At 59.6% G+C, this 19,653-nt stretch carries 18 protein-coding genes and 1 tRNA gene; 6 read left to right on the top strand and 13 right to left on the bottom strand.

From position 1 onward, the window contains the following. Positions 1 to 24 precede the first annotated feature (24 nt). The 3 genes from QLQ16_RS11610 to QLQ16_RS11600 are packed head-to-tail and all read left to right on the top strand — an operon-like array spanning position 25 to position 2,019. Entirely contained in the window at positions 25 to 471 is a 447-nt protein-coding gene (locus QLQ16_RS11610) for a YybH family protein (RefSeq protein WP_283224841.1), read from the top strand. Next, complete coding sequence (locus tag QLQ16_RS11605) at positions 471 to 1,484, top strand: YheT family hydrolase (protein ID WP_283224840.1); 1,014 nt, start codon at positions 471 to 473, stop codon at positions 1,482 to 1,484. Before QLQ16_RS11610 ends, QLQ16_RS11605 begins: the two co-directional genes overlap by 1 nt. After that, a complete protein-coding gene (locus QLQ16_RS11600) occupies positions 1,477 to 2,019 on the top strand; it encodes a DUF2946 family protein (protein ID WP_283224839.1) in 543 nt (180 codons plus the stop codon). The genes QLQ16_RS11605 and QLQ16_RS11600 overlap by 8 nt, the downstream gene beginning before the upstream one ends. Positions 2,020 to 2,061: 42 nt before the next feature. On the opposite strand, the gene QLQ16_RS11595 is transcribed toward QLQ16_RS11600, so the two are convergent. Next, positions 2,062 to 2,583 carry a c-type cytochrome gene (locus QLQ16_RS11595; protein WP_283224838.1) on the bottom strand — a complete coding sequence of 174 codons (522 nt, stop codon included), beginning with the start codon at positions 2,581 to 2,583 and terminating at the stop codon, positions 2,062 to 2,064. Positions 2,584 to 2,724: 141 nt separating this feature from the next. On the opposite strand from QLQ16_RS11595, the gene QLQ16_RS11590 reads away from it, so the two are divergent. Further along, positions 2,725 to 2,800: transfer RNA gene (locus QLQ16_RS11590), tRNA-Arg, on the top strand. A gap of 47 nt (positions 2,801 to 2,847) precedes the next feature. On the opposite strand, the gene QLQ16_RS11585 is transcribed toward QLQ16_RS11590, so the two are convergent. The 5 genes from QLQ16_RS11585 to QLQ16_RS11565 are packed head-to-tail and all read right to left on the bottom strand — an operon-like array spanning position 2,848 to position 8,960. Further along, positions 2,848 to 3,582: a helix-turn-helix domain-containing protein gene (locus QLQ16_RS11585; RefSeq protein ID WP_283224837.1), complete on the bottom strand. Its 735-nt coding sequence runs from the start codon at positions 3,580 to 3,582 to the stop codon at positions 2,848 to 2,850. Then, positions 3,570 to 4,226, bottom strand: coding sequence for a helix-turn-helix domain-containing protein (locus QLQ16_RS11580; protein WP_283224836.1), 657 nt, complete (start codon positions 4,224 to 4,226; stop codon positions 3,570 to 3,572). The genes QLQ16_RS11585 and QLQ16_RS11580 overlap by 13 nt, the downstream gene beginning before the upstream one ends. Before the next feature lie 29 nt (positions 4,227 to 4,255). After that, positions 4,256 to 5,467 carry a beta-barrel domain-containing protein gene (locus QLQ16_RS11575; RefSeq protein WP_283224835.1) on the bottom strand — a complete coding sequence of 404 codons (1,212 nt, stop codon included), beginning with the start codon at positions 5,465 to 5,467 and terminating at the stop codon, positions 4,256 to 4,258. Next, a complete protein-coding gene (locus QLQ16_RS11570) occupies positions 5,464 to 7,668 on the bottom strand; it encodes a type I secretion system permease/ATPase (RefSeq protein WP_283224834.1) in 2,205 nt (734 codons plus the stop codon). Before QLQ16_RS11570 ends, QLQ16_RS11575 begins: the two co-directional genes overlap by 4 nt. A 5-nt stretch (positions 7,669 to 7,673) precedes the next feature. Beyond that, positions 7,674 to 8,960 (bottom strand): TolC family protein, encoded by a 1,287-nt coding sequence (locus QLQ16_RS11565; protein WP_283224833.1) that lies wholly within the window; start codon positions 8,958 to 8,960, stop codon positions 7,674 to 7,676. A 360-nt stretch (positions 8,961 to 9,320) separates the two neighbouring features. On the opposite strand from QLQ16_RS11565, the gene QLQ16_RS11560 reads away from it, so the two are divergent. Then, positions 9,321 to 11,123, top strand: a complete 1,803-nt coding sequence (locus tag QLQ16_RS11560; protein ID WP_283224914.1) for a carboxyl transferase domain-containing protein — start codon at positions 9,321 to 9,323, stop codon at positions 11,121 to 11,123. Positions 11,124 to 11,272: 149 nt separating this feature from the next. Here QLQ16_RS11560 and QLQ16_RS11555 read toward each other — a convergent pair whose 3' ends face one another. From QLQ16_RS11555 to purU, 7 genes are all read right to left on the bottom strand, one after another. Beyond that, on the bottom strand, positions 11,273 to 12,244 hold the full coding sequence (locus QLQ16_RS11555; protein WP_283224832.1) for a Bug family tripartite tricarboxylate transporter substrate binding protein: 972 nt from the start codon (positions 12,242 to 12,244) through the stop codon (positions 11,273 to 11,275). 104 nt (positions 12,245 to 12,348) lie between these two features. After that, complete coding sequence (locus tag QLQ16_RS11550) at positions 12,349 to 12,537, bottom strand: DUF2783 domain-containing protein (RefSeq protein WP_283224831.1); 189 nt, start codon at positions 12,535 to 12,537, stop codon at positions 12,349 to 12,351. A 9-nt stretch (positions 12,538 to 12,546) separates the two neighbouring features. After that, positions 12,547 to 14,238, bottom strand: a complete 1,692-nt coding sequence (locus QLQ16_RS11545; RefSeq protein ID WP_283224830.1) for an FAD-dependent monooxygenase — start codon at positions 14,236 to 14,238, stop codon at positions 12,547 to 12,549. A gap of 15 nt (positions 14,239 to 14,253) precedes the next feature. Then, positions 14,254 to 14,736 carry a MarR family winged helix-turn-helix transcriptional regulator gene (locus QLQ16_RS11540; RefSeq protein ID WP_283224829.1) on the bottom strand — a complete coding sequence of 161 codons (483 nt, stop codon included), beginning with the start codon at positions 14,734 to 14,736 and terminating at the stop codon, positions 14,254 to 14,256. A 72-nt stretch (positions 14,737 to 14,808) separates the two neighbouring features. Next, the gene (locus tag QLQ16_RS11535; RefSeq protein ID WP_283224828.1) at positions 14,809 to 16,317 is read right to left on the bottom strand and encodes an FAD-linked oxidase C-terminal domain-containing protein; all 1,509 of its coding nucleotides are present in this window, start codon (positions 16,315 to 16,317) and stop codon (positions 14,809 to 14,811) included. Between the two features lie 86 nt (positions 16,318 to 16,403). Further along, entirely contained in the window at positions 16,404 to 17,279 is an 876-nt protein-coding gene (locus QLQ16_RS11530) for a LysR substrate-binding domain-containing protein (protein ID WP_283224827.1), read from the bottom strand. Positions 17,280 to 17,287: 8 nt separating this feature from the next. Continuing rightward, positions 17,288 to 18,136 (bottom strand): formyltetrahydrofolate deformylase, encoded by an 849-nt coding sequence (gene purU, locus QLQ16_RS11525; RefSeq protein ID WP_283224826.1) that lies wholly within the window; start codon positions 18,134 to 18,136, stop codon positions 17,288 to 17,290. Between the two features lie 157 nt (positions 18,137 to 18,293). On the opposite strand from purU, the gene aptA reads away from it, so the two are divergent. Continuing rightward, on the top strand, positions 18,294 to 19,628 hold the full coding sequence (gene aptA, locus QLQ16_RS11520) for an omega-aminotransferase AptA (RefSeq protein WP_283224825.1): 1,335 nt from the start codon (positions 18,294 to 18,296) through the stop codon (positions 19,626 to 19,628). Positions 19,629 to 19,653 lie beyond the last annotated feature (25 nt).

Raw genomic sequence — 19,653 nt, 5'->3', positions numbered from 1 at the left:
TACAGCCTAATTGATCCACACTCTATGAAACGCGCCAAACTGCAAGCAGCCATCGTCGGCGGCACGCCCGATGACATTGAACAAGCCTTCTACGAGGCTTTGCACAATGCAGATATCCAGCAACTCATGTCGTGCTGGGCCGAGGAGGACGAGATTGTCTGTGTTCACCCCGGGGGCCCTCGATTGATCGGGCCGGGCGCTATCCGCGCTGCGTTTGAAGCCATGTTTGCCAACGGCAGCGTGCAAGCCTTTCCTGAGCGGGTTCATAAAATCCAATCGCTGGCCAGTGCGGTTCACCACTTGGTGGAGCGGGTCGAGGTCATCACACCACAAGGTGCGCAACATGCTTGGGTGATTGCCACCAATGTTTTTCACAAGACGCCGCAAGGCTGGCGCATGGTGGCGCACCACACCAGCCCCGGCACGGCCACAGATGCCGATGCGGGCAACAAGCCCTTGGTCCTGCACTGATGCACTACAAAGCGCCGGCATGGCTCATGGGCGGTCATGTGCAAACGATTTGGTCAGCCCTTTATGCGCGCAGGCATTGGGGCCCTTTGCGCCCCTTGCAGCGTGAACGCTGGGTCACACCTGATGGCGATTTTGTGGATGTGGACCGGCAAACGGCCAGTCACCCCAGCAGGCCCTTGGTGGTGCTTTTTCACGGTCTTGAGGGCTCTTCGCAAAGCCACTATGCGCAGGCCTTCGCCGACTGGGCAGCCGAGCACGACTTGAACTTTGCACTCCCCCATTTCCGTGGGTGCAGCGGTGAGTTGAACCACGCCCCACGCGCCTACCACTCGGGTGATCACCAAGAAGTGGACTGGATCTTGCGCAATATCCGTCTTGCGCACCAACAAGCAGGTGGGCAGACCGTGGTGGTAGCTGGCGTTTCTTTGGGCGGCAATGCCTTGATGCGTTGGGCGGGCGAGCAAGGCACACACGCGAAGGCCAAAGCCGATGCCGTGGCGTCGATCTGTTCCCCCTTGGATTTGGTGGCCAGTGGGAACGCCATTGGCAAGGGATTCAACCGACAGGTTTACACGCGCATGTTTTTGCGCAGCATGAAGCCCAAAGCGTTGGCTAAACTGGCGCAACATCCGGGCTTGTTTGACAAACAACGCATGCTGGACGCGCGAGACTTGTATGCCTTCGACAATGTGTTCACTGCGCCACTGCACGGCTTCAAAAACACCGACGATTATTGGAAGCGCGCATCGGCCAAGCCTGTGATGCACCAGATTGCCATCCCCGCATTGGCCTTGAACGCCTTGAACGACCCCTTTGTGCCGGCCTCAAGCCTGCCGCAGCGCAAAGATGTTTCGTCCTCCGTGACCTTGTGGCACCCCGCCCAGGGTGGGCATGTCGGTTTTGCACAAGGCGGCGTGCCCGGGCATGTGCGAGGATTGCCCGATGCCGTGGGTGGCTGGCTGCTTCAGGCCGCAAGTCACCCACAGAACAAGCAAGAGACAAGACATGGATGATTTGGTTAGACAGGCCATGGCCAAGTGGCCCAACGTGCCAGACTGTTTTGGATGGTTGGGCTTGGACAACCGTGGTCAATGGCACATGCGCGATGACCGAGTGCAAGCGCTAGGGCCTTTCCAATGCGGCAGGCCAGGGGCCAAAGGATCAGCCCTGCGTCACGAGAAATTGATCTCGTTCATTGACCGCAACTACGAGTCCGACGGACAAGGGCGTTGGTATTTTCAGAACGGTCCTCAGCGCGTCTATGTTGAATTGGAATCCACGCCATACATTTGGCGTCTGGACGAGGCGTTTACGCCCACATCGCACACAGGGCAATGCACCACGATGAAAGCCTGCTTGATGGACGAGCTGGGCCGGGTGTACTTGCACACGCCGCTGGGCTTGGGCTTGGTTCACACCCTGGATGTGGGCTTGGTGGCCTTGGCCATTGAGCAAGGCTTATGGACGGTGCAAGACTGCATGTCCAAGGATTTGCCCGAGCAATTTGGCTACGTGATCAGTCCACAAAAGCAAAACGGACAGGCATGAAAAAACCGGCTCAAGAGCCGGTTTTTGGGGGAAGAAAAAAAATCACTTCTTTTCTTCAGCCGCAGGCGCTTTGGGCTCATCGAACTTGGCGCCGGCGTTGTTGGCCATGTAAGCGACAGCACGCGAAATTTCGGTGTCGTTGAAGTCACCGCCGCCTTGGGCACCCATGGCACCTTTGCCTTTGAGGGCGGAGGTGGTCAAAGTGGCCAAGCCTTGCTTGATGCGAGCACCCCAAGCGCCGGCATCAGCAAATTTAGGTGCACCTGCTGCGCCGGTGGCGTGGCACGCAGCGCATTGTGCTTTGTAGACTTCTTCACCAGACTTCAAAGGACGGTTCGCATCGCGCACTTCCACAGCGCCAATTTTCTGAATACGCTCAGCCACAGAACGCTCTGCATCGCTGGAGCCGGGGGCTTCTTTGTTGGCCGATGTGACATAAAACACCAAGCCGATGATGATGAACACTGGGATGATGAAAGAAGCCAAGCTGAGCAAAAGCATTTGCTTGGGAGTTTTCACCGGACCGGTGTGGGCTTCGTGTTGATCGTGGCTGTTGTCGCTCATGACATCCTCTTGTTGGGCTGGCCCATGGGCCTGTGGATTGACCGGAATCAACCGAGCATTATAGCGGCCCAGCCTTCACCGAACTTGCAACCCACAGTCAAAGCGCTGGCCCGTGAGATAATCTGCAACACCAACAGTGATGCGGCTGTAGCTCAGTGGATAGAGTATTGGCCTCCGAAGCCAAGGGTCGTGGGTTCGATCCCCGCCAGCCGCACCAAATGTCAAAAGCCACCGCTTTAAGGTGGCTTTTTTTTGGAATCGACATCACCAAGGCCAATAGAGTCGATAGGGACTGTATTGAGCGAATAGATAAATTCCAGCCGCCGCTGCAAACATTGACCATGCGGTCAACACAGTCCGCCATCCTGACAAAAATTTTTTCTTGGCTTGTGCTGTGGATGTCTGTGCAGGTGGAGCTTGAACCAAAAGTGTTTCGCTGGCCGGAGCGGACAAGCCCAAGCCAACTGGGGAATCATCGTGGGCCGTTGCCTTGTCGCACAAATCATCGCTGAGGTGGTTGGTAGAGGTGTCGGCAGTACTTTGAGTGGATGGGTGGTTGGCCGGTGTATCGGATTTTTTGGCCAAATGCTGATGGGCTGGATGCGGTAAGTGCACAACATTCGATGTCACTTGCGCAGGACGATCCGGCGCCATCTCCATGTCATCCCAATCAGCGCCCAACAGTTTGGCCACGCGCCGCCCCGCTTGTCTGCGCAAGGACTCAGAATAAAAACGCGAATGGCCACCGTTTTCAAGCTCGTAAAGCTGGGACAAAGACATGCACGCTCGCGTCGCAAGCGACGAAGGGTCAATACCTTGCTGAAGCCGGAGATGACGAAGAACGCGGCCTTTGGGATCGCCGGGCGTGTCGGACCCTGCCCCCAGTTGTGCAAGGGCACTCTGGTTGGCTTTTTGAAGCGTGCGCGCTTGTCCGGGCAACGCAGTGCGACCCATCAGACCAAGAGATCTGGAGGGCGTGCTCAATTTCAAATCTTGCATGACGCAACGACGCCGGTCAGGTAGGCATGCATCCAGACGCGGGTGACGGGACCCGACACCACTTGAATGGCGGTTGGTGAATGCGAAGCGCTGGATGACAAGAGATCTGTTTCTGCTGTGACCAAAACCACCGACAGTGGGCTGCGACCACGGCTGTTGAAATTTTCAAGCGCTTGCAGTGTTTTTTCTTGCTGGAGACGGGGCATGGACATCTCCACCACCATCATGTCCGGGCGTCGAGTTGACAGCTCCAGCAATGCCTCTGTCACAGAATCGAAAAAAGTCACCTCGACTGGGAAATTCCATGCTTCGTTTGCAGACATCAATTGCTGCAACAAATCGGGGTCTTCGACGACCACTGTGATACGTGGCTTGATGACCGATTTGACGGCAACGCCCATGGTGCTGCGAGACGCACTTTGGTATTCATCGATGGATGTCAGGGATATCCGACGGTGACCACCACGGGTTTTCCAGCCTTTGAGGTCACCTTGATCGACCAAGGTTTGAACCAATGTGGTGGATAACCCCAGCATTCTGGCGGCCTCGGCAGTGCTCAGAAATTGAGTGCCGGTGGAATCAGAAACGCGTTTCGTGCCAACAGGCGCTTCGATGGTGTCTATTGAAAAGTGATCGTCACCCATGGGTTTTCTCCTGGACATAGATGGGTATTTCAACGTTCGCGAAGGGCTTGCGAAACGTTTTGCAAGGGCCTGAACAGGTACTCAAGAACGGATTTTTGGCCGGTGCGAATTTCAACCGTGGCCGTCATGCCTGGGGATGGCGTGAGCTTCAACCCATTGCGCAGTTCGGAGGCCTCTTTGACGCGAACCAGAATTCGGTACAAGCCTTCTTCCAACTCCACAGGGTTCCCCGGTTTTTTCTGGCGCTCATCCCGTAAAGTGTCTGGACTCAGGTGCTCCAAAACGCCATCCAAGCCACCGTATTTGTTGAAGTCGTATGCGGTCAGTTTGACGACCGCGATTTGACCTACCTTCAGAAAGGCCACCTCTGAAGGTTTGACATAGGCTTCGACCAACATCTCATCTTCAGTCGGCACGATTTCCAAGATGGGTTGACCCGCTTGAATGACGCCGCCCACAGTCGTGACTTGGACATTCTTGACGACGCCTTTCATGGGAGACCGAATCGTGGCGCGTTTGAAGGCATCTTCGCGTGCGGAGGCGTTTTCTTTGGTTTGCGACAACTCGGATGCAACACGCACCAATTCATTGTTGGCATCGGTCAAGTAGCGGTTTTGCCTTTCAGCACGTTGGCCCATCAACTCCGATTGCTGACGGCGCAAACGCAACAGCTCGACTTCAGACATCACGCCTTGGCTGACAAGGGGTTCGGTGATGGCCAATTCGCGCCCGACAGCGGCCAAGGAGATGTCCAGGGACCGCAAGGATTCAGTCAAGGCACGTTTTCGTGCGTTATAGGCTTGGGTTTCTTGCTGGACCAGTCCGGTTTCTTTAAGCACGTCTGGTGGAAAGACCAAGGCAGAGCCATAAGCCTCCGCCTTCAAGCGTGCAGCTTGGGCTGACAGGGCCATGAATTTTTCCTGGGCTTCTCTGAACACAGCCCCAGTTCGAGAATCATCGATTCGCAGCAGCACTTGATCTTTTTGTACCGTGCTGCCCTCACGCACATACATTGCACTCAGCACACCCGAGTCCATGCTTTGGATGATCTGCTCTCGACTGGATGGAATGACTTTGCCCTGGCCACGGGTGATTTCATCCAACTGAAAGAGTGCTGCCCAGACCAATGCCAATAGCAAAGTGGCACCAGTGAACCAAACCAGGTACTTGCTGGCACGGCGTTCATCGTCTTCAACAGTGGCGATGCCAAAGCCGGAGCTGCTCAAGCTTTTGCCGCTCATGCTGCTGCTCCCTGCGGGCGTTGCGCATGGACATCGATGCCTCTGGACAACTTCTCAATCATTTCTTGTTTGGGGCCCATGGCCACGCATTGACCCGCATCGATCACGGCAATGTGATCAACCAACTCCAGAAGTTGTGGGCGGTGTGTTGACATCAGCAAGGTGCGGCCGTGTAGCCACTGTTTGAGGACCGCGATGACTCGAGCTTCCGTGTTTTGGTCCATGTTGGCCGTGGGCTCATCCATGAAGACCAATTGAGGGTTGCGAAGCATCATCCGGGCAATCGACAGCAACTGGCGCTGCCCCCCGGAAAGCCCACCGCCGGCTTCTGTGATGGGCATATCCAGTCCCAGAGGATGATTGGCCACCATGTCATAAATGCCCAATGACTTGAGGGATTCAGCAATTCGGGTGTCATTGATCCAGCTGTCCGACAAAATCAGGTTCTCGCGCAGCGTGCCCATGAAGAGTTGGGGGTCTTGCCCCACGTAACCCATGCGGTTTCGCATTTCAGCGGGTTCGATTTGCTGGATGTCAACGCCATCGAGTCTGATGCCGCCACCCAATGGGGCATACAGGCCAGCCATCAAACGCAGCAAGGTACTTTTGCCGCTGCCGACACGTCCCAGCATGGCCACTTTTTGGCCTGCGGGAATGGTCATGGAAACTTTTTTGATGACGGGAATTTTGTGCTGACCAGGATAGGCAAACTCCAGTGCTTCTGCTTGCAGGTGACCCTCAATGGATTCAGGCACCACATAGTTGCGGCCATTGACGCGATCGCGTGGGCGTTTGATCAGGCCGTCTAGAGTTTCCAAGGCAGTCACGGCTTGTTGGTAACGTGACGCCAAAGACATGACGCTGGCCAATGGGGAAATGGCACGACCGGACAAGATCACCGATGCGATCAGTCCCCCCAGCGTCAATTGGTTGGCGTGAATCATGTACACGCCGCCCACGACCATGGCCACGGTGACGAATTGTTGAATGGCGCCGGTCAAGCCCATGATCCAGTTGGTCAGGCTGCGGATTTGTTTGTAAGAATCTGCCCCTGCCAGATTGGACATTTCCCAGCGGCGTTGCAAATAGCTCTCGGCGTTATGTGCTTTGAGTAGTTCCAGGTTGAGAACAGATTCCACCAGCACGCTTTGTTTGTCGCCGGATTCCTTCATGTTTTCGCGCATGGCTTTCATCAAGGGTTTTTGTGCATACAAACCAACGATCAGCAAAACGGGAATCACAGCTGCCGGGATGATTGCCAAGGGCCCGGCCACAATGGCGATCAAGGCGAGGTACATCAGCACAAAGGGCATGTCGGCCAGCAGCACCAAAGACGATGATGAGAAAAAGTCTCTCAAGGACTCGAAGTCGCGCATAGAGCTGGCAAAAATACCCACCGACTGTGGGCGGTGCTCCAGGCGAATGGCCATGATCTCCCGAAGCAAGGTGGCGTTGATGGCCAAGTCGGCTTTTTTGCCCCCAAGGTCAACCAGGCGAGCTTTGAGCCAACGCATCACAAACTCCATCACGATTGCAATGGTGGTGCCAATGGCCAGTGTCCACAGCGACGCATACGCTTGTGTTGGAACAACCCGGTCGTAGACGTTCATGGTGAAGAAAACGGAGGCCAAGGTCAGAATGTTGGCCACCACAGTGGCGATCATGGACTCCACATAAAAATGGCGAAAACGCCACAAGGTGTCCCAGAACCAACTGAAAGCCTTGCCGTGCATCGGGGCCAAGGTTTGATCATGACGTTGGGGCGCCACCTTGACGGCCAGAACTTCCGGCCGTGCAAGTGCTTGCAGTTCAGCCACAGGAATACGGTGAATTTCCATGCCGGTGTGCGCCCACAACACGACGGCTTCGTCTCCCTCAACGGCGCGCAAAACACATGCGCGGCCGTCCATCAGAGGCATCAGCACGGGCAGCACATAGGCAGGAATATCTGCAACTTTGATGCGAGACCAAGCGGCCATCAGTCCATGTTTGTGGGCCATGTCTGGGAAAGCCGCCAGAGGTACGCGACCTCGACTGTCCAGTGCGAAGCCAGCCCGCAGCACTTGCATGTGCACAGGGCGATCAAGCAATTTGGCCGCCATGGTCAGGCACATCAACAGGGGATCGGCCATGGCATCGTTACCCTTGGGGGCGGGTGCTGTGGCGTGAGTGCCTGGGAAGAAAGAAATCAGATCAGCCATGGGTATCAATTCTTGGCATCAAGAGATCCGTTGTTGCTGGGCGACGCGATGCGCCCTGGCTCAGAAGAAAAACGGCGGGCCAAGTCGCCTGTGGCGGCCAACAAGCGAACGCGCGACAGACGCTCATCATGGAATGCAGCGCGTGCCGCACTGCGGTAATTGAAAGAATCAGCCTGGATGTTCAACAGATCGAGCAAGGATCGCCTTGCAACGCGAAACTGCTGGCGATAGCCTTCGACTAACTTGTCGCCCACATCAGACTGTGCGCTGCCAACCGATGAACGAGCGCGCGCAGACGCCCATTCCTGCCAGGCCAAGCCGGCTTTTTCGCGGGCGATCAAGCGGGCTTCATCCAGCGAAAATTGTGTGGCTTTGAGCTGCCCCAAGGCGCTCTCAATCAAAGCCGATGTCGCGCCGCCGGTGTACAGCGGTGCATTCAATTGCAGCTGTGAGAACGTCTCAAAGCGCAATGTATTGGTGTTGAATTGACGCGACATGGCGGCATCCACCGATGGCCAGTATTGCCCTTTGGCCACTTTGACAGCTGCTTCGGCGGCCTGTACCTGAGCCCGAGCTTGGGCAACCATCGGCAGATCATCCGTGACACGATCCATGGCAGAAGCCATGCTCATGGGAATTTGTCCCAGCACGCCGTTTTCAGACACCACGGCATCCAAACCCACAGGCCTGGCATCCATCTCATCGGGCCAGAAGCGGCGAAGTTTCTGCATGGCTTGCGTCAAATCCGCTTTGCGTTGTTGCAATGCCAAAGTTGCGTTCTCCATGCGGACCAGCGCCTGCTCATAGTCGATTCGACGGCCGGTGTCGACTTGAGCAATTTTTTGAATGTCTTCCAGTGTCTCGCGGTGCGAGTTCACGTTACGCACTGCCAGACTGTATAAATCGGCCGTTTTGTCCCAATTCAGGTAAGCCTCACAAGCTTGCTGAGCGACATCGTCAAGCGTGCCGTCACGTTGAAACTCGGCTGCGCGTGTGAGTGCCTCAGCGCGGGTGGCCTCGGCTTCAATGCGCCCGCCAGACCACAAATTCAATTTGGCAGTTGGAGAAACACTGGTCCGGCCAATGGCAGAAGGGACAGAGCCAGACGCATATTGATTGCTAGACGCTGTCAGTCCAATCTGAGGTTGGTGGGCACTTCGTGCTTTGTCAATGTCCGCGCGTGATGCATTGACTTTGGCAATGGCGGACTGAATGGATGGATAAGCTTGTAAAGCACGCTCCACCACTTGAGGCAAAGTTTGTGCTGCGCCTGGTGCTGTCACAAATGCCATGGCCCACAACAGCAAAGACCTTTGGGAAGGCTTGCGCGTTGCGTGGTTCATAAAGGGCAAAAACGCCAAAAATGGTTTTTGCGGAGCAATTTGATGCATTGATTGCTATTTGCCAACTGCGTGAAAACTGAAATTTTCGAGACAAAAAGACGCTTGTAAATCAGCCAATTGGCGTATATCGAGTCGTTTTGCCAGTGACTTGCAAAATACGAACAGATAAAAGAGCCGCTGGCACATTCAAAGCGTTTTGCGCGATTGGATGGTCCGAACGCCCAAAACCCCGACCAGGCAACACAGGTTGTGTCTCATGCTTGACGAACGTCCGCCGTGCGAGGACCTCACAATGGACGGATGCAAAACATCCGATCCCCCCTCCAGGCACAAGTGGTGCAATGGCTCGTTGTGTCGGGCGACGCTGTGGCTGCAGGCGATGTGTTGGTCATTGTCGAAGCCATGAAGATGGAGCACGAAATCCGCGCCCCTGAAGCGGGCCAGATGGGCGAGGCTTTTTTTCAGGCGGGCGAGACGGTCAACGAAGCCGATGTGCTGGGCACCCTGAGCCCCTTGGGCGCTGTGGCACCCGCAGCCCCTGTGGCCACGCCAGCGGGTGCTGCACTGGTGGCCGACGCCCACGCCGTGCGGGCCGACCTGCAAAAATTGCAAACGCGCTTGGCCTTCACGCAAGACGCCCAGCGCCCCGAGGCCGTGGCCAAGCGCCATGCGCTGGGCCTGCGCACCGCGCGTGAAAACATCACCGACCTGTGCGATGCGGGCAGCTTCGTGGAATACGGCGCTCTGGCCGTGGCCGCGCAAAGCCGTCGCCGCTCGGCCGAGGACCTCATGCGCAACACCCCGGCCGATGGCATGGTCACCGGCATCGGCCAGGTCCAGGGCCAGCGAGTGGTGATCATGGCCTACGACGCGACGGTGCTGGCCGGCACGCAAGGCATGCGCAACCACCAAAAGACCGACCGCATGCTGGGCATCGCGCTGCAAAACAATTTGCCGGTGGTGCTGTTTGCCGAAGGCGGCGGTGGCCGACCCGGCGATGTGGACGTGGCCATCGTGGCCGGACTCAACCTCACGACCTTCGCTGCGTTTGCCCGTCTCAATGGCCGCGTGCCGGTGGTGGGCGTGGTGGCGGGGCGCTGCTTTGCGGGCAACGCGGCTTTCCTCGGTTGCTGTGATGTGGTCATTGCCACGAAGGACAGCAACATCGGCATGGGGGGGCCGGCCATGGTCGAAGGCGGAGGCTTGGGCGTCTTCAAGCCCGAGCAAATTGGCCCGAGTGGTGTGCAGCATGCCAATGGGGTGATCGATGTGCTGGTGGACGACGAAGCGCAGGCCGTGGCGGCTGCGCGGCAGTACCTGTCGTTCTTTCAGGGGGCCCAGTCCGACTGGCAAGCCTCACCGGCTGAGGCCTTGCGCCTAGTGGTGCCCGAGAACCGTTTGCGTGTGTACGACACCCGCACGGCCATGCAGGGCATCGCCGACGTGGGCAGCCTGCTCATGCTGCGCACCGGTTTTGGCGCGGGCATCCACACCGCTTTGTGCCGCATCGAAGGCCGGCCCGTGGGCATGATGGCCAACAACCCCGCGCACCTGGGTGGCGCGATCGACGCCGATGCCGCCGACAAAGCGGCGCGGTTCATGCAGCTGTGCAACGCGCATGGCCTGCCCATCGTGAGTTTGGTGGACACCCCCGGCTTCATGGTGGGGCCGGACATGGAAGAAAAAGCCCAGGTGCGGCATGTCTCTCGCATGTTCATCGCGGCAGCCCATTTGCGGGTGCCTTATCTGAGCGTGGTCTTGCGCAAGGGCTATGGCCTGGGCGCGATGGCCATGACGGCGGGCGGCTTTCACGAGCCGCTGTGCAATGTGGCTTGGCCCACCGGCGAGTTTGGCGCCATGGGCCTGGAAGGCGCGGTGCGCTTGGGTTACCGCAAAGAGCTGGAGGCCGTGCCCGAAGGCCCCGAGCGCGAGGCCTTGTTTGAGCGTTTGCTGGCCCAGCAATACGACAACGGCAGCGCGATCAACATGGCGACCACGCTCGAGATCGATGCCGTCATCGACCCGGCTGAGACCCGCACCTGGTTGGTGGCGGGTTTGCAATCGGGCCGCATGGCGCCCGCTGCGGGGTACTTGGCGATCGATACCTGGTGACCATGTCGGAGCTGAAGCTCCGACCTACAAGAGACAAGTTGTTCCCGCAGGTCGGCGGCTTTACCCCCGACAAGTCCTCGCAGAAACCACCAGTTGTCCCCGTAGGTCGGCGGCTTTAGCCCCGACAAGGCGTCCCCTGACGAATCGCTTTACTGCGCCTGAAAACCGCTGGCCTTGATGATGCGTGCCCAGGTGGCGGTGTAGGCCTTTTCGCGGTTGCCCAATTGCTGAGGCGTCATGTGACCCACTGTGAGGCCCATGGCGGTCAGGCGCTCTTTCACATCGGCTTGCGCCAACACCTTGGCCACAGCGTCCGAGGTGCGGTCGATCACGGCTTTGGGAGTGCCTGCAGGCGCGAAGATACCGTAGTAGGGCAGGTCTTCAAAACCGCTCAAACCCAGCTCGGCAAAGGTGGGCACATCGGGCAAGAGGGCCTGGCGGTCTTTGCCCAGCAAGGCGACCATGCGGACTTTGCCCGCCTTGTGGTTTTCAATGAAGTCGGGCACCGAGGCCACGCCAGCGGCGATCTGGTTGCCCAGCATGTCGGCCATCATGGGGGCGCTGCCGCGATAGGGCGCAGCGGCCAGGTCGAGCTTGTATTTCTCGCCGATCACTTTGACCAAAAATTCAGGCACCGAGGCGGGCGCGGGCACGCCCACCGTGTCTTTGCCCTTGGTTTTGACCCAGGCCACGTACTCGTTGAACGATTTGGCCGGTGTTCCGCCCGACACGGCCAGGCCGTTCACAAAGGTCGCAAAACCGGCCACAGGCGCGAAGTCTTGTGCGGGGTTGAAGCCGGGGTTCTTCACCACTTGCGGCAGGATCGAGATGGTGTGGTCGTGCGACAGGAACAGCACCGTGCCGTCGGCAGGTGCGGCCTTCAGGGCTTGCGCGGCGATTTGGCCACCGGCACCGGCCTTGTTTTCGACGATCACGTTGGCACCCAGCGGCTCTTTGAGCTTGTCGGCCAGCAAACGGGCGATGGCATCGGTGCCGCCGCCAGGGGGAAAGCCCACCATCAGCTTGATGGTGGTGTCGGCTTGCGCCAGGCTGCCCAGCAGCAGGCTGGAAGCGGCCAGGGCCTGAACCAGGCGACGGCGGGTGGGGGTGAAGAAAGTCATGGTGTGCTCCGTTGGCAAAAAGTATTTGCCGAATTTATCACTTGAAGCTGTCGGCGCTGAAGCGTCGATCTGCGTGGCGACACTGCCGGACTGGAAGCGCTGAGCTACAAATCCAGCAAGGCCGTGGCGATTTGCTGCTGCACCAGCGATGCGTCGCCCAATGCCTTGGCATTGAGCAAGGCGAGCTTGACCAAAAACAGTTGCGCTTTCTCGGGGCCGGCCTGGTCAATCGCGGTGGCCAGGGCGTCGTAGACGGTTTCGAGGCCGTCGATGGTGAGGACTTTGTCTGACATGGTGATTCCTTATTGCGGCAAGGCGGTGCACAGGGCTGATTGCAAGCGTGTGGCGTCCAGCGTGAGCCAGCGGGCGCAAATGTGTTGGTCGGGTCGCAGCAAATAAGCCGCGCCCTGGCCTGGCACGCCATAGCGCTGGCGCAAGTGGCCGTCGGCATCGGGCAGGGTTTGGTCTGCGCCTTGCACGGTTTGTGTCGCGCCGACGGCGATCACTTGGATCGGCATGCCTTGGGTACGGGCCGCCTCGATCACATGCATCAGCGCTGCGGGCAGCGCCTGTGCATCGGTGAAATACAGCAAATCAAAGCCGCCACCCAGGTGGTCGAGCAAGAAATCGTCGTCGCCCAGGCGCACGTTTTGAGGCGGTGCGCCGTGTGCCGGGCCGGCCTTGAACAAGGCGTTGTCATCGTCCTGGCTGTTGAGCTTGGAGTGGGTGTACTCGTGCGGACGCGAGGTGCGCCAGTGGTACAGCGGTCGCACAAAGTCTTGCGTGAGGGACAGCGACAGCACCGCATCGCGCAGCAGCCGAAAGCCCGCACTGGGTGGGGCCATGAAGCGCGTGCTCTTGCCCGCTTCGGTGATGATTTCGCGGGCCGCGCCCACGCGTTCGGTGCTGTGGTTTTTCAGCAGACTGGGCCCGGCCAGGCCTTTGACCACGCAGGCCAAGTGCCAGCCCAGCGACTGCGCATCTTGAAAGGCCGTGTTGGCCCCGCGCACACCAAAGATGGGCAAGAGGTGCGCCGCATCGCCAGTGAAGATCACGCTGCCATGCACAAAGTCGGGAAGGGTGAGTGTGCGGGCCGAATACACCGACGACCAGTCCATTTTCCAAGGTGTGCCCGCGTGGCCGATCATGGCCAATTGCGCGTCGATGCGGGCCTTGAGCGATTCGGGGCGCAGCGCTTCTTCGGGCGTTTCGCCCGAGGGCAGCTGGTAGTCCACACGCCAAATGCCGTTGGGTTCGCGGTGCATCAAGATGGTGTTGCCGGGGTTCCACTCGGGGTCAAAGTACGCCAGTCGCTCGGTCGGAAAGGGCAAATCGATTTCGATGTCGGCGATCACGAAAAAGCCTTCGTAAGACGCGCCTTCCATCTGCAAATTCATGGCGCTTCGGATGCCCGAGCGCCCGCCGTCGGCGGCGATCAGCCAGTCGGTCTCGAGGGTGCAAGGGCCTTCGGGCGTGTCCACTTCCACTTCGGCAAAGCCGTCCTTTTGCACCACGGCGTTGACCTTGTTGCCCCAGCGAAAATCGATCAATGGGTTGGCCTTGCAAGCGTCGTGCAGGTACTCCTCCATGAACTGCTGCTGCACATTGATGATCGGAAAAAAACGGTCATCCGGGTCGTGAGGCGCTTCCATGCGGAACACGCGCTGGCCCCGGTAAAACGAATTGCCAAAGCGCCAGGGCAGACCACCTTCGGTCATGCGATCTGCCACGCCCACTTGCTGCAGGATCTCCATCGAGCGGCGCGTGAAGCAAATCGCCCGGCTGCCTTGCGAGAACTGCAACTCCGACGTCAACACCACACTGGGCACGCCGTGTCGCGCCAACTCCAGTGCAGTCACCATGCCGGCGGGGCCAGAGCCTGCGATCGCCACCCGGTGGCGCGGCTGCTCGGGGTGTTGCGAAGGCAGCCAGGGCTTGAACACCTCGTAGGTGTAGTAAATCGAAGGCCTCGCTTCGGTGGCGGGTTGGTGCATGGGGACTCCAGAAATTCAGTCGGCTTGGCCCTGCGGGCGGGCGTGGGCGATCAGTCGGTCAAACAGAGCGCTGAGCGTGGCTTGTTCGCGGGCGTTCAGGCAGCCAAAAATCTCGTCGTTGCGCTGGGCAATCAGCTGCATGGTGCGTTTGAACAGCTTGAGCCCTGCAGGCGTCAGGCTCAGCACCACGCCTCGGCCGTCATCGGGTCGGTCTTCCTTGCGCACCAGGCCTTGGTCCACCAGGGCTTGCGCCGCTCGGCTGGCTTGGCCTTTGTTCAAGTTGGCTTGCGCCGCCAAGTCCTTGACCGACAAGGGCTCGAAGTGGCCAATCGTGGCCAGACAGCGCCCATCGCTGAGCGACAAACCGGTGTGTTCGGGATAAGCGCCTTGGCTGTCCGCATCGGTCAGCTTGTGCAGCAGGTGCAGGCGGTAGGTGAGCGTGCGGTCCAGCGCATCGCTGGCCGTTGCGGAGGGGGTGGGTGTTGCGCGCTTGTTCATGGGCCAAAACATCGTTTGGCCGGATTGTAGGGAAAACTGGTTGCGCGCGCAACCAGTTGAATCAAGCCCTGTTCAAAACCGTTCCAGCTCCGGATGCTTGATCGCCCCTGCCCGGACCAGCATCTTGCCGTACTCGGCACAGCGGTTGAGGGTCGGGATGACCTTGCCGGGGTTGAGCAGGCCTTGCGGGTCGAAAGCGCGTTTGACGGCGAACATCTGCTCGTTTTCTTCGGCGCTGAACTGCACGCACATGCTGTTGACCTTTTCGATGCCCACGCCGTGCTCGCCGGTGACGGTGCCGCCCATGGCCACGCTGGTTTCCAAAATGTCAGCGCCAAACAGTTCGCATCGGCGCAGCTGGTCGGCGTCGTTCGCATCGAACAAAATCAGCGGGTGCAAATTGCCGTCGCCCGCGTGGAACACGTTCAGGCAGCGCAGGGCGTATTTCTTTTCCATCTCAGAGATGGCTTCCAAAATGTCGGCCAAGCGCTTGCGCGGGATGGTCGAGTCCATGCACATGTAGTCGGGGCTGATGCGGCCCGATGCGGGGAATGCGTTTTTGCGGCCGCTCCAGAACTTCATGCGCTGCGCTTCGTCGCGGCTGACGGTGATGGCGGTGGCCCCGCAGCCGCGCAGCACTTCGCTCATGCGGCCAATTTCTTCTTCGACTTCTTCGGGCGTGCCGTCGCTCTCGCACAGCAAAATGGCCGCTGCGCTCAGGTCGTAATCGGCGTGCACAAAGTCTTCCACGGCAATGGTCATGGGGCCGTCCATCATCTCCAGACCCGCTGGGATGATGCCGGCCGCGATGACGGCGGCCACCGCGTCACCGGCTTTGCGCACATCGTCAAAGCTGGCCATGATGCAGCGGGCCAGCTGCGGCTTGGGCACCAGTTTGACGGTGACTTCGGTCGTCACAGCCAGCATGCCCTCACTGCCCACCAGCACCGCCAGCAGGTCGTAGCCCGAGGTGTCGAGCGCGTCGCTGCCAAATTCGATCGGATCACCCTCGATGGTGAAGCCGCGCACCTTGAGCACGTTGTGCACCGTGAGGCCGTATTTGAGGCAGTGCACGCCGCCCGAGTTTTCGGCCACATTGCCGCCAATCGTGCAGGCGATCTGGCTCGACGGATCGGGCGCGTAATACAGGCCATAGGGTGCGGCTGCCTCGCTGATGGCCAGGTTGCGCACACCGCATTCAACGATGGCGGTGCGGCTGACCGGGTCGATGTTTTTGATTTGGTTGAAGCGGGCCATCGACAGTGTCACGCCCAGCTTGTGGGGCATGGCGCCGCCCGACAAGCCGGTGCCCGCACCGCGGGCTACCACGGGCACTTGCAGCGCATGGCAGGCCTTGAGCACGGCTTGCACCTGTGCTTCGGTCTCGGGCAGGGCCACCACCAAAGGGCGCTCGCGGTAGGCGGTCAGGCCATCGCACTCGTAGGGCGTGGTGTCTTCGGGGGTGTAGAGGATGGCGTCGGCCGGCAACACACGGCCCAAGGCCTGCACCACAGCGCGTTGGCGCGTGGCTCGTTCGGTGGCGGTCAGTTCGTGGGTTTCAGCGGGGGTGTTGGCGCTCATGGCATGCAAGACCTGAAAAAGGATGCGTCAACTGTAAGCCCAAGCCCAGGGCCAAGGGCTGAAGAAACTTTGATGACCGTGTGAATTTAGGCCAGCGCGCTTTTGAGCCAGTCGGCAAAAGTGGCGCATTCCCAGCGCTCCATGGTGCCGGTGCGCCAGCACAGGTAATGGGCATGCGGGCTGGGCACACTGCGCTCAAACAGGCGCACCAGTTGGCCGCTTTCCAGCCAGGGGGCACCCAGCTTGGTGCGGATCAGGCCGATGCCCAGGCCTTGGGCGGCGGCGTCGCACATCAGGCCGATGTCGTTGAACGAGGAGCCTTCGGTCGGCTCTGGCCAATCCAGCTCGTGGGCGGCAAACCAGGTGCGCCAGGGCTCCAGCGGGCTGCGCAGCAGCGGCTGGTTTTGCAGGTCTTCCACGCTGGTGAAGGGACCGTTCTCGCGCAACCAGGCAGGCGAGGCCAGGGGCGTCACTTCGTCCTTGGCCAAGCAGACATGCTCCACGTCCGAGTAGCGACCGGTGCCAAAACGCACCGTCAGGTCGGCGTCTTCGGCCACCACGTCCAGCAAGGGGATGCTGACTTGCAATGTGATGTCGATCTCGGGGTAGGCGTCCAGAAAGTGCTTCAGGCGGGGCATCAGCACCGAGCGGGCAAAGGTCGGCGTCACCGCCAAGCGCAGTTTGCGGCGACCCGAAGGGGCGTTGGCCGAGGGAAAGCGCTGCAAAGACACCAGGCCCTCACGCACATGGGCCAGGTATTCGATGCCCTCGGTGGTGAGCGAAAAGTCCACACGGCCAAAGAGCTTGGTGCCGATGATCTGTTCGAGCTGCTTGACGCGGTGGCTCACCGCGCTGGGGGTGACGCACAGCTCTTCGGCCGCCTGGGTCACGCTGCGCAAACGCGCCAAGGCTTCAAACGTCAGCAGACATTGAATGGGCGGGATGCGCGAAGTGACGGACATGGGGGGCTTTATTTGAAGATGACGGTCTTGTGGCCGTTGATCAGCACGCGGTGCTCGCTGTGCCACTTGACGGCGCGGGCCAGCACCTGGCTTTCGGTGTCGCGGCCAATGGTGGTCAGGTCTTCGACGGTCTTGCTGTGGTCCACACGGGCCACGTCTTGCTCGATGATCGGACCTTCGTCCAGGTCGGCCGTTACGTAGTGGGCCGTGGCACCGATCAGTTTCACGCCCCGGTCATGCGCCTGGTAGTAAGGCTTGGCGCCTTTGAAGCTGGGCAAAAAGCTGTGGTGGATGTTGATGGCGCGGCCTGCGAGCTTGCGGCACAGGTCGTCGCTCAAAATTTGCATGTAACGGGCCAGCACCACCAACTCGGCGCCTTCGGCCTGGATGATCTCGTATTGACGCGCTTCGGCTTGCGCCTTGTTGTCCTTGGTCACCGGGATGTGGTGAAACGGCACGTTGTAGCTGGCGGCCAGTTGGTAGAACTCGCGGTGGTTGCTTACGATGGCGCGGATGTCCAGGGGCAGCAGGCCGCTCTTCCAGCGGAACAGCAAGTCGTTCAGGCAGTGGCCCTCTTTGCTGACCATGAGCACTGTGCGCATGGGCTGGCTGGTGGCGTGCAGGTCCCACTTCATCTCGAAAGTCTGGGCAAATGCCGACCATTGGGTGTTCAGGGTGCCTGCGTCGATCTGTTCGCACGCAAACTGCACCCGCATGAAAAACAGGCCGGTGTCGTGGTCGTTGTACTGCGCCGCTTCTTCGATGTTGCCGCCGCGCTCCAGCAAGAAACCCGACACCGCATGCACGATGCCAGTGCGGTCAGGGCAAGAAAGCGTCAGGATGTAAGTCGTGGTCATGGGGGCTATGTTCAGATGTCTGCCGTGTGCCTCAGGGGGCACAGCAGGTTCGTGTCGGTCTCTATTGTAGAGAGAGCTGGGCTGTCACCTGCTGGCACCTTGAGTCGGGGCTTCGGCTTTAAACTGGGCGCCCGATCGCATCCAGAGGAGCAACAAAGTGGCCCAGACCGACTTGAACATGGACAACCAGTGGTTGCCCTTCACGCCCAACCGCACTTTCCGCCAAGACCCGCGCGTGTTTGTGGGGGCCGAGGGCATGCACTTCACCACGCACGACGGCCGTAAGGTGATCGACGGCATCTCCAGCCTGTGGTGCGTGGGCGCGGGCCATAACCGCCGCCCGATCAACGAGGCCATCAAAAAGCAGCTGGACACGCTGGACTACGCCACGGCCTTCCAGGCCAGCAACGACAAGGCCTTCAAAGCGGCGCAGATGATCGCCGCCATGGCACCGGGCGACTTGAACAAGGTGCTGTTTTGCAATTCAGGCTCCGAGGCCGCGGACACCGCTTTGAAAGTGGCGCTGGCCTACCACCGCGCCCGGGGCGAAGGCCACCGCAATGTCTTCATTGGCCGCGAAAAGGGTTACCACGGTGTCAACTTCGGAGGCATGAGCGTGGGCGGCCTGCCCGCCAACCGCAAGGTGTATGGCGCGCAGCTCTTGCCCCGTGTGGACCACATGCGCTTCATCCACGACCCGGTGAACCACGCCTACATCCACCACGAAGAACCGGTGTGGGCCGAAGACCCCCTGCTGGAGCTGGAAAACCGTATCTTGGTGCTGCACGACCCCAGCAACATTGCCGCTGTGATCGTTGAGCCGATCGCAGGCAGCGCAGGCTGGTACATCCCGCCGAAGGGCTATGTGAAGCGCCTGCGCGAAATTTGCGACAAGCACGGCATTTTGTTGATCTTTGACGAGGTCATCACCGGTTTTGGCCGCTTGGGCGTGAACTTTGGGGCGGACTACTACGGCGTGGTTCCTGACATGCTGAACTTTGCCAAGGCGGTGACCAACGGTGTGATCCCGCTGGGCGGCGTGATCTGCCGTGATTTCATCTACGACGCGATGATGAACGCCAATTCGCCGCAGCATGCCATCGAGTTCTTCCACGGCTACACCTACTCGGGCCACCCTGTGGCTTGTGCAGCGGCCATTGCCACGTTGGACCTGATGAAGGAAGAAAACCTGTTTGCCCGCGCCGGTGAAAAGGGCCGCGTGCTGGGCGATGCCATGCACAGCGCCTTCAAGGGGCTGCCCCATGTGATCGGCATCCGCACGCTGGGCCTGGCCGGTGCGGTGGAGCTGTCCAGCATCGCAGGCTCGCCCGGCAAACGGGCTTACGACATCTTCATGGACTGCTTCCACAAAGGCGTTTGGGTGCGCCCTGCGGGTGAAAACTTGGTGATTTGCCCGCCCTACATCGTGGAAGACGCGCACATCGACCAGATCGTGCAGACCGTGGCCGACAGCATCCGCCGGCATGCCTGAGCGGGACCCCGCCCTTCACGGGCGC

This window comes from Limnohabitans lacus, assembly GCF_030053395.1.
GTDB lineage: Bacteria > Pseudomonadota > Gammaproteobacteria > Burkholderiales > Burkholderiaceae_C > Limnohabitans_A > Limnohabitans_A lacus.
The sequence above is the reverse complement of the archived record's forward strand: the minus strand, read 5'-3'. Positions and strand labels throughout refer to the sequence as shown.

Excerpts from the sequence above, each read along its gene's own strand:
- QLQ16_RS11555 (WP_283224832.1), bottom strand. The coding sequence starts at position 12,244 with ATGACTTTCTTCACCCCCACCCGCCGTCGCCTGGTTCAGGCCCTGGCC.
- QLQ16_RS11570 (WP_283224834.1), bottom strand. The coding sequence starts at position 7,668 with ATGGCTGATCTGATTTCTTTCTTCCCAGGCACTCACGCCACAGCACCC.
- QLQ16_RS11610 (WP_283224841.1), top strand. The coding sequence starts at position 25 with ATGAAACGCGCCAAACTGCAAGCAGCCATCGTCGGCGGCACGCCCGAT.
- QLQ16_RS11545 (WP_283224830.1), bottom strand. The coding sequence starts at position 14,238 with ATGCACCAACCCGCCACCGAAGCGAGGCCTTCGATTTACTACACCTAC.
- QLQ16_RS11535 (WP_283224828.1), bottom strand. The coding sequence starts at position 16,317 with ATGAGCGCCAACACCCCCGCTGAAACCCACGAACTGACCGCCACCGAA.
- QLQ16_RS11595 (WP_283224838.1), bottom strand. The coding sequence starts at position 2,583 with ATGAGCGACAACAGCCACGATCAACACGAAGCCCACACCGGTCCGGTG.
- QLQ16_RS11580 (WP_283224836.1), bottom strand. The coding sequence starts at position 4,226 with ATGGGTGACGATCACTTTTCAATAGACACCATCGAAGCGCCTGTTGGC.
- QLQ16_RS11605 (WP_283224840.1), top strand. The coding sequence starts at position 471 with ATGCACTACAAAGCGCCGGCATGGCTCATGGGCGGTCATGTGCAAACG.
- QLQ16_RS11530 (WP_283224827.1), bottom strand. The coding sequence starts at position 17,279 with ATGTCCGTCACTTCGCGCATCCCGCCCATTCAATGTCTGCTGACGTTT.
- purU (WP_283224826.1), bottom strand. The coding sequence starts at position 18,136 with ATGACCACGACTTACATCCTGACGCTTTCTTGCCCTGACCGCACTGGC.
- QLQ16_RS11585 (WP_283224837.1), bottom strand. The coding sequence starts at position 3,582 with ATGCAAGATTTGAAATTGAGCACGCCCTCCAGATCTCTTGGTCTGATG.
- QLQ16_RS11575 (WP_283224835.1), bottom strand. The coding sequence starts at position 5,467 with ATGAGCGGCAAAAGCTTGAGCAGCTCCGGCTTTGGCATCGCCACTGTT.
- QLQ16_RS11540 (WP_283224829.1), bottom strand. The coding sequence starts at position 14,736 with ATGAACAAGCGCGCAACACCCACCCCCTCCGCAACGGCCAGCGATGCG.
- QLQ16_RS11565 (WP_283224833.1), bottom strand. The coding sequence starts at position 8,960 with ATGGCATTTGTGACAGCACCAGGCGCAGCACAAACTTTGCCTCAAGTG.
- QLQ16_RS11600 (WP_283224839.1), top strand. The coding sequence starts at position 1,477 with ATGGATGATTTGGTTAGACAGGCCATGGCCAAGTGGCCCAACGTGCCA.
- QLQ16_RS11550 (WP_283224831.1), bottom strand. The coding sequence starts at position 12,537 with ATGTCAGACAAAGTCCTCACCATCGACGGCCTCGAAACCGTCTACGAC.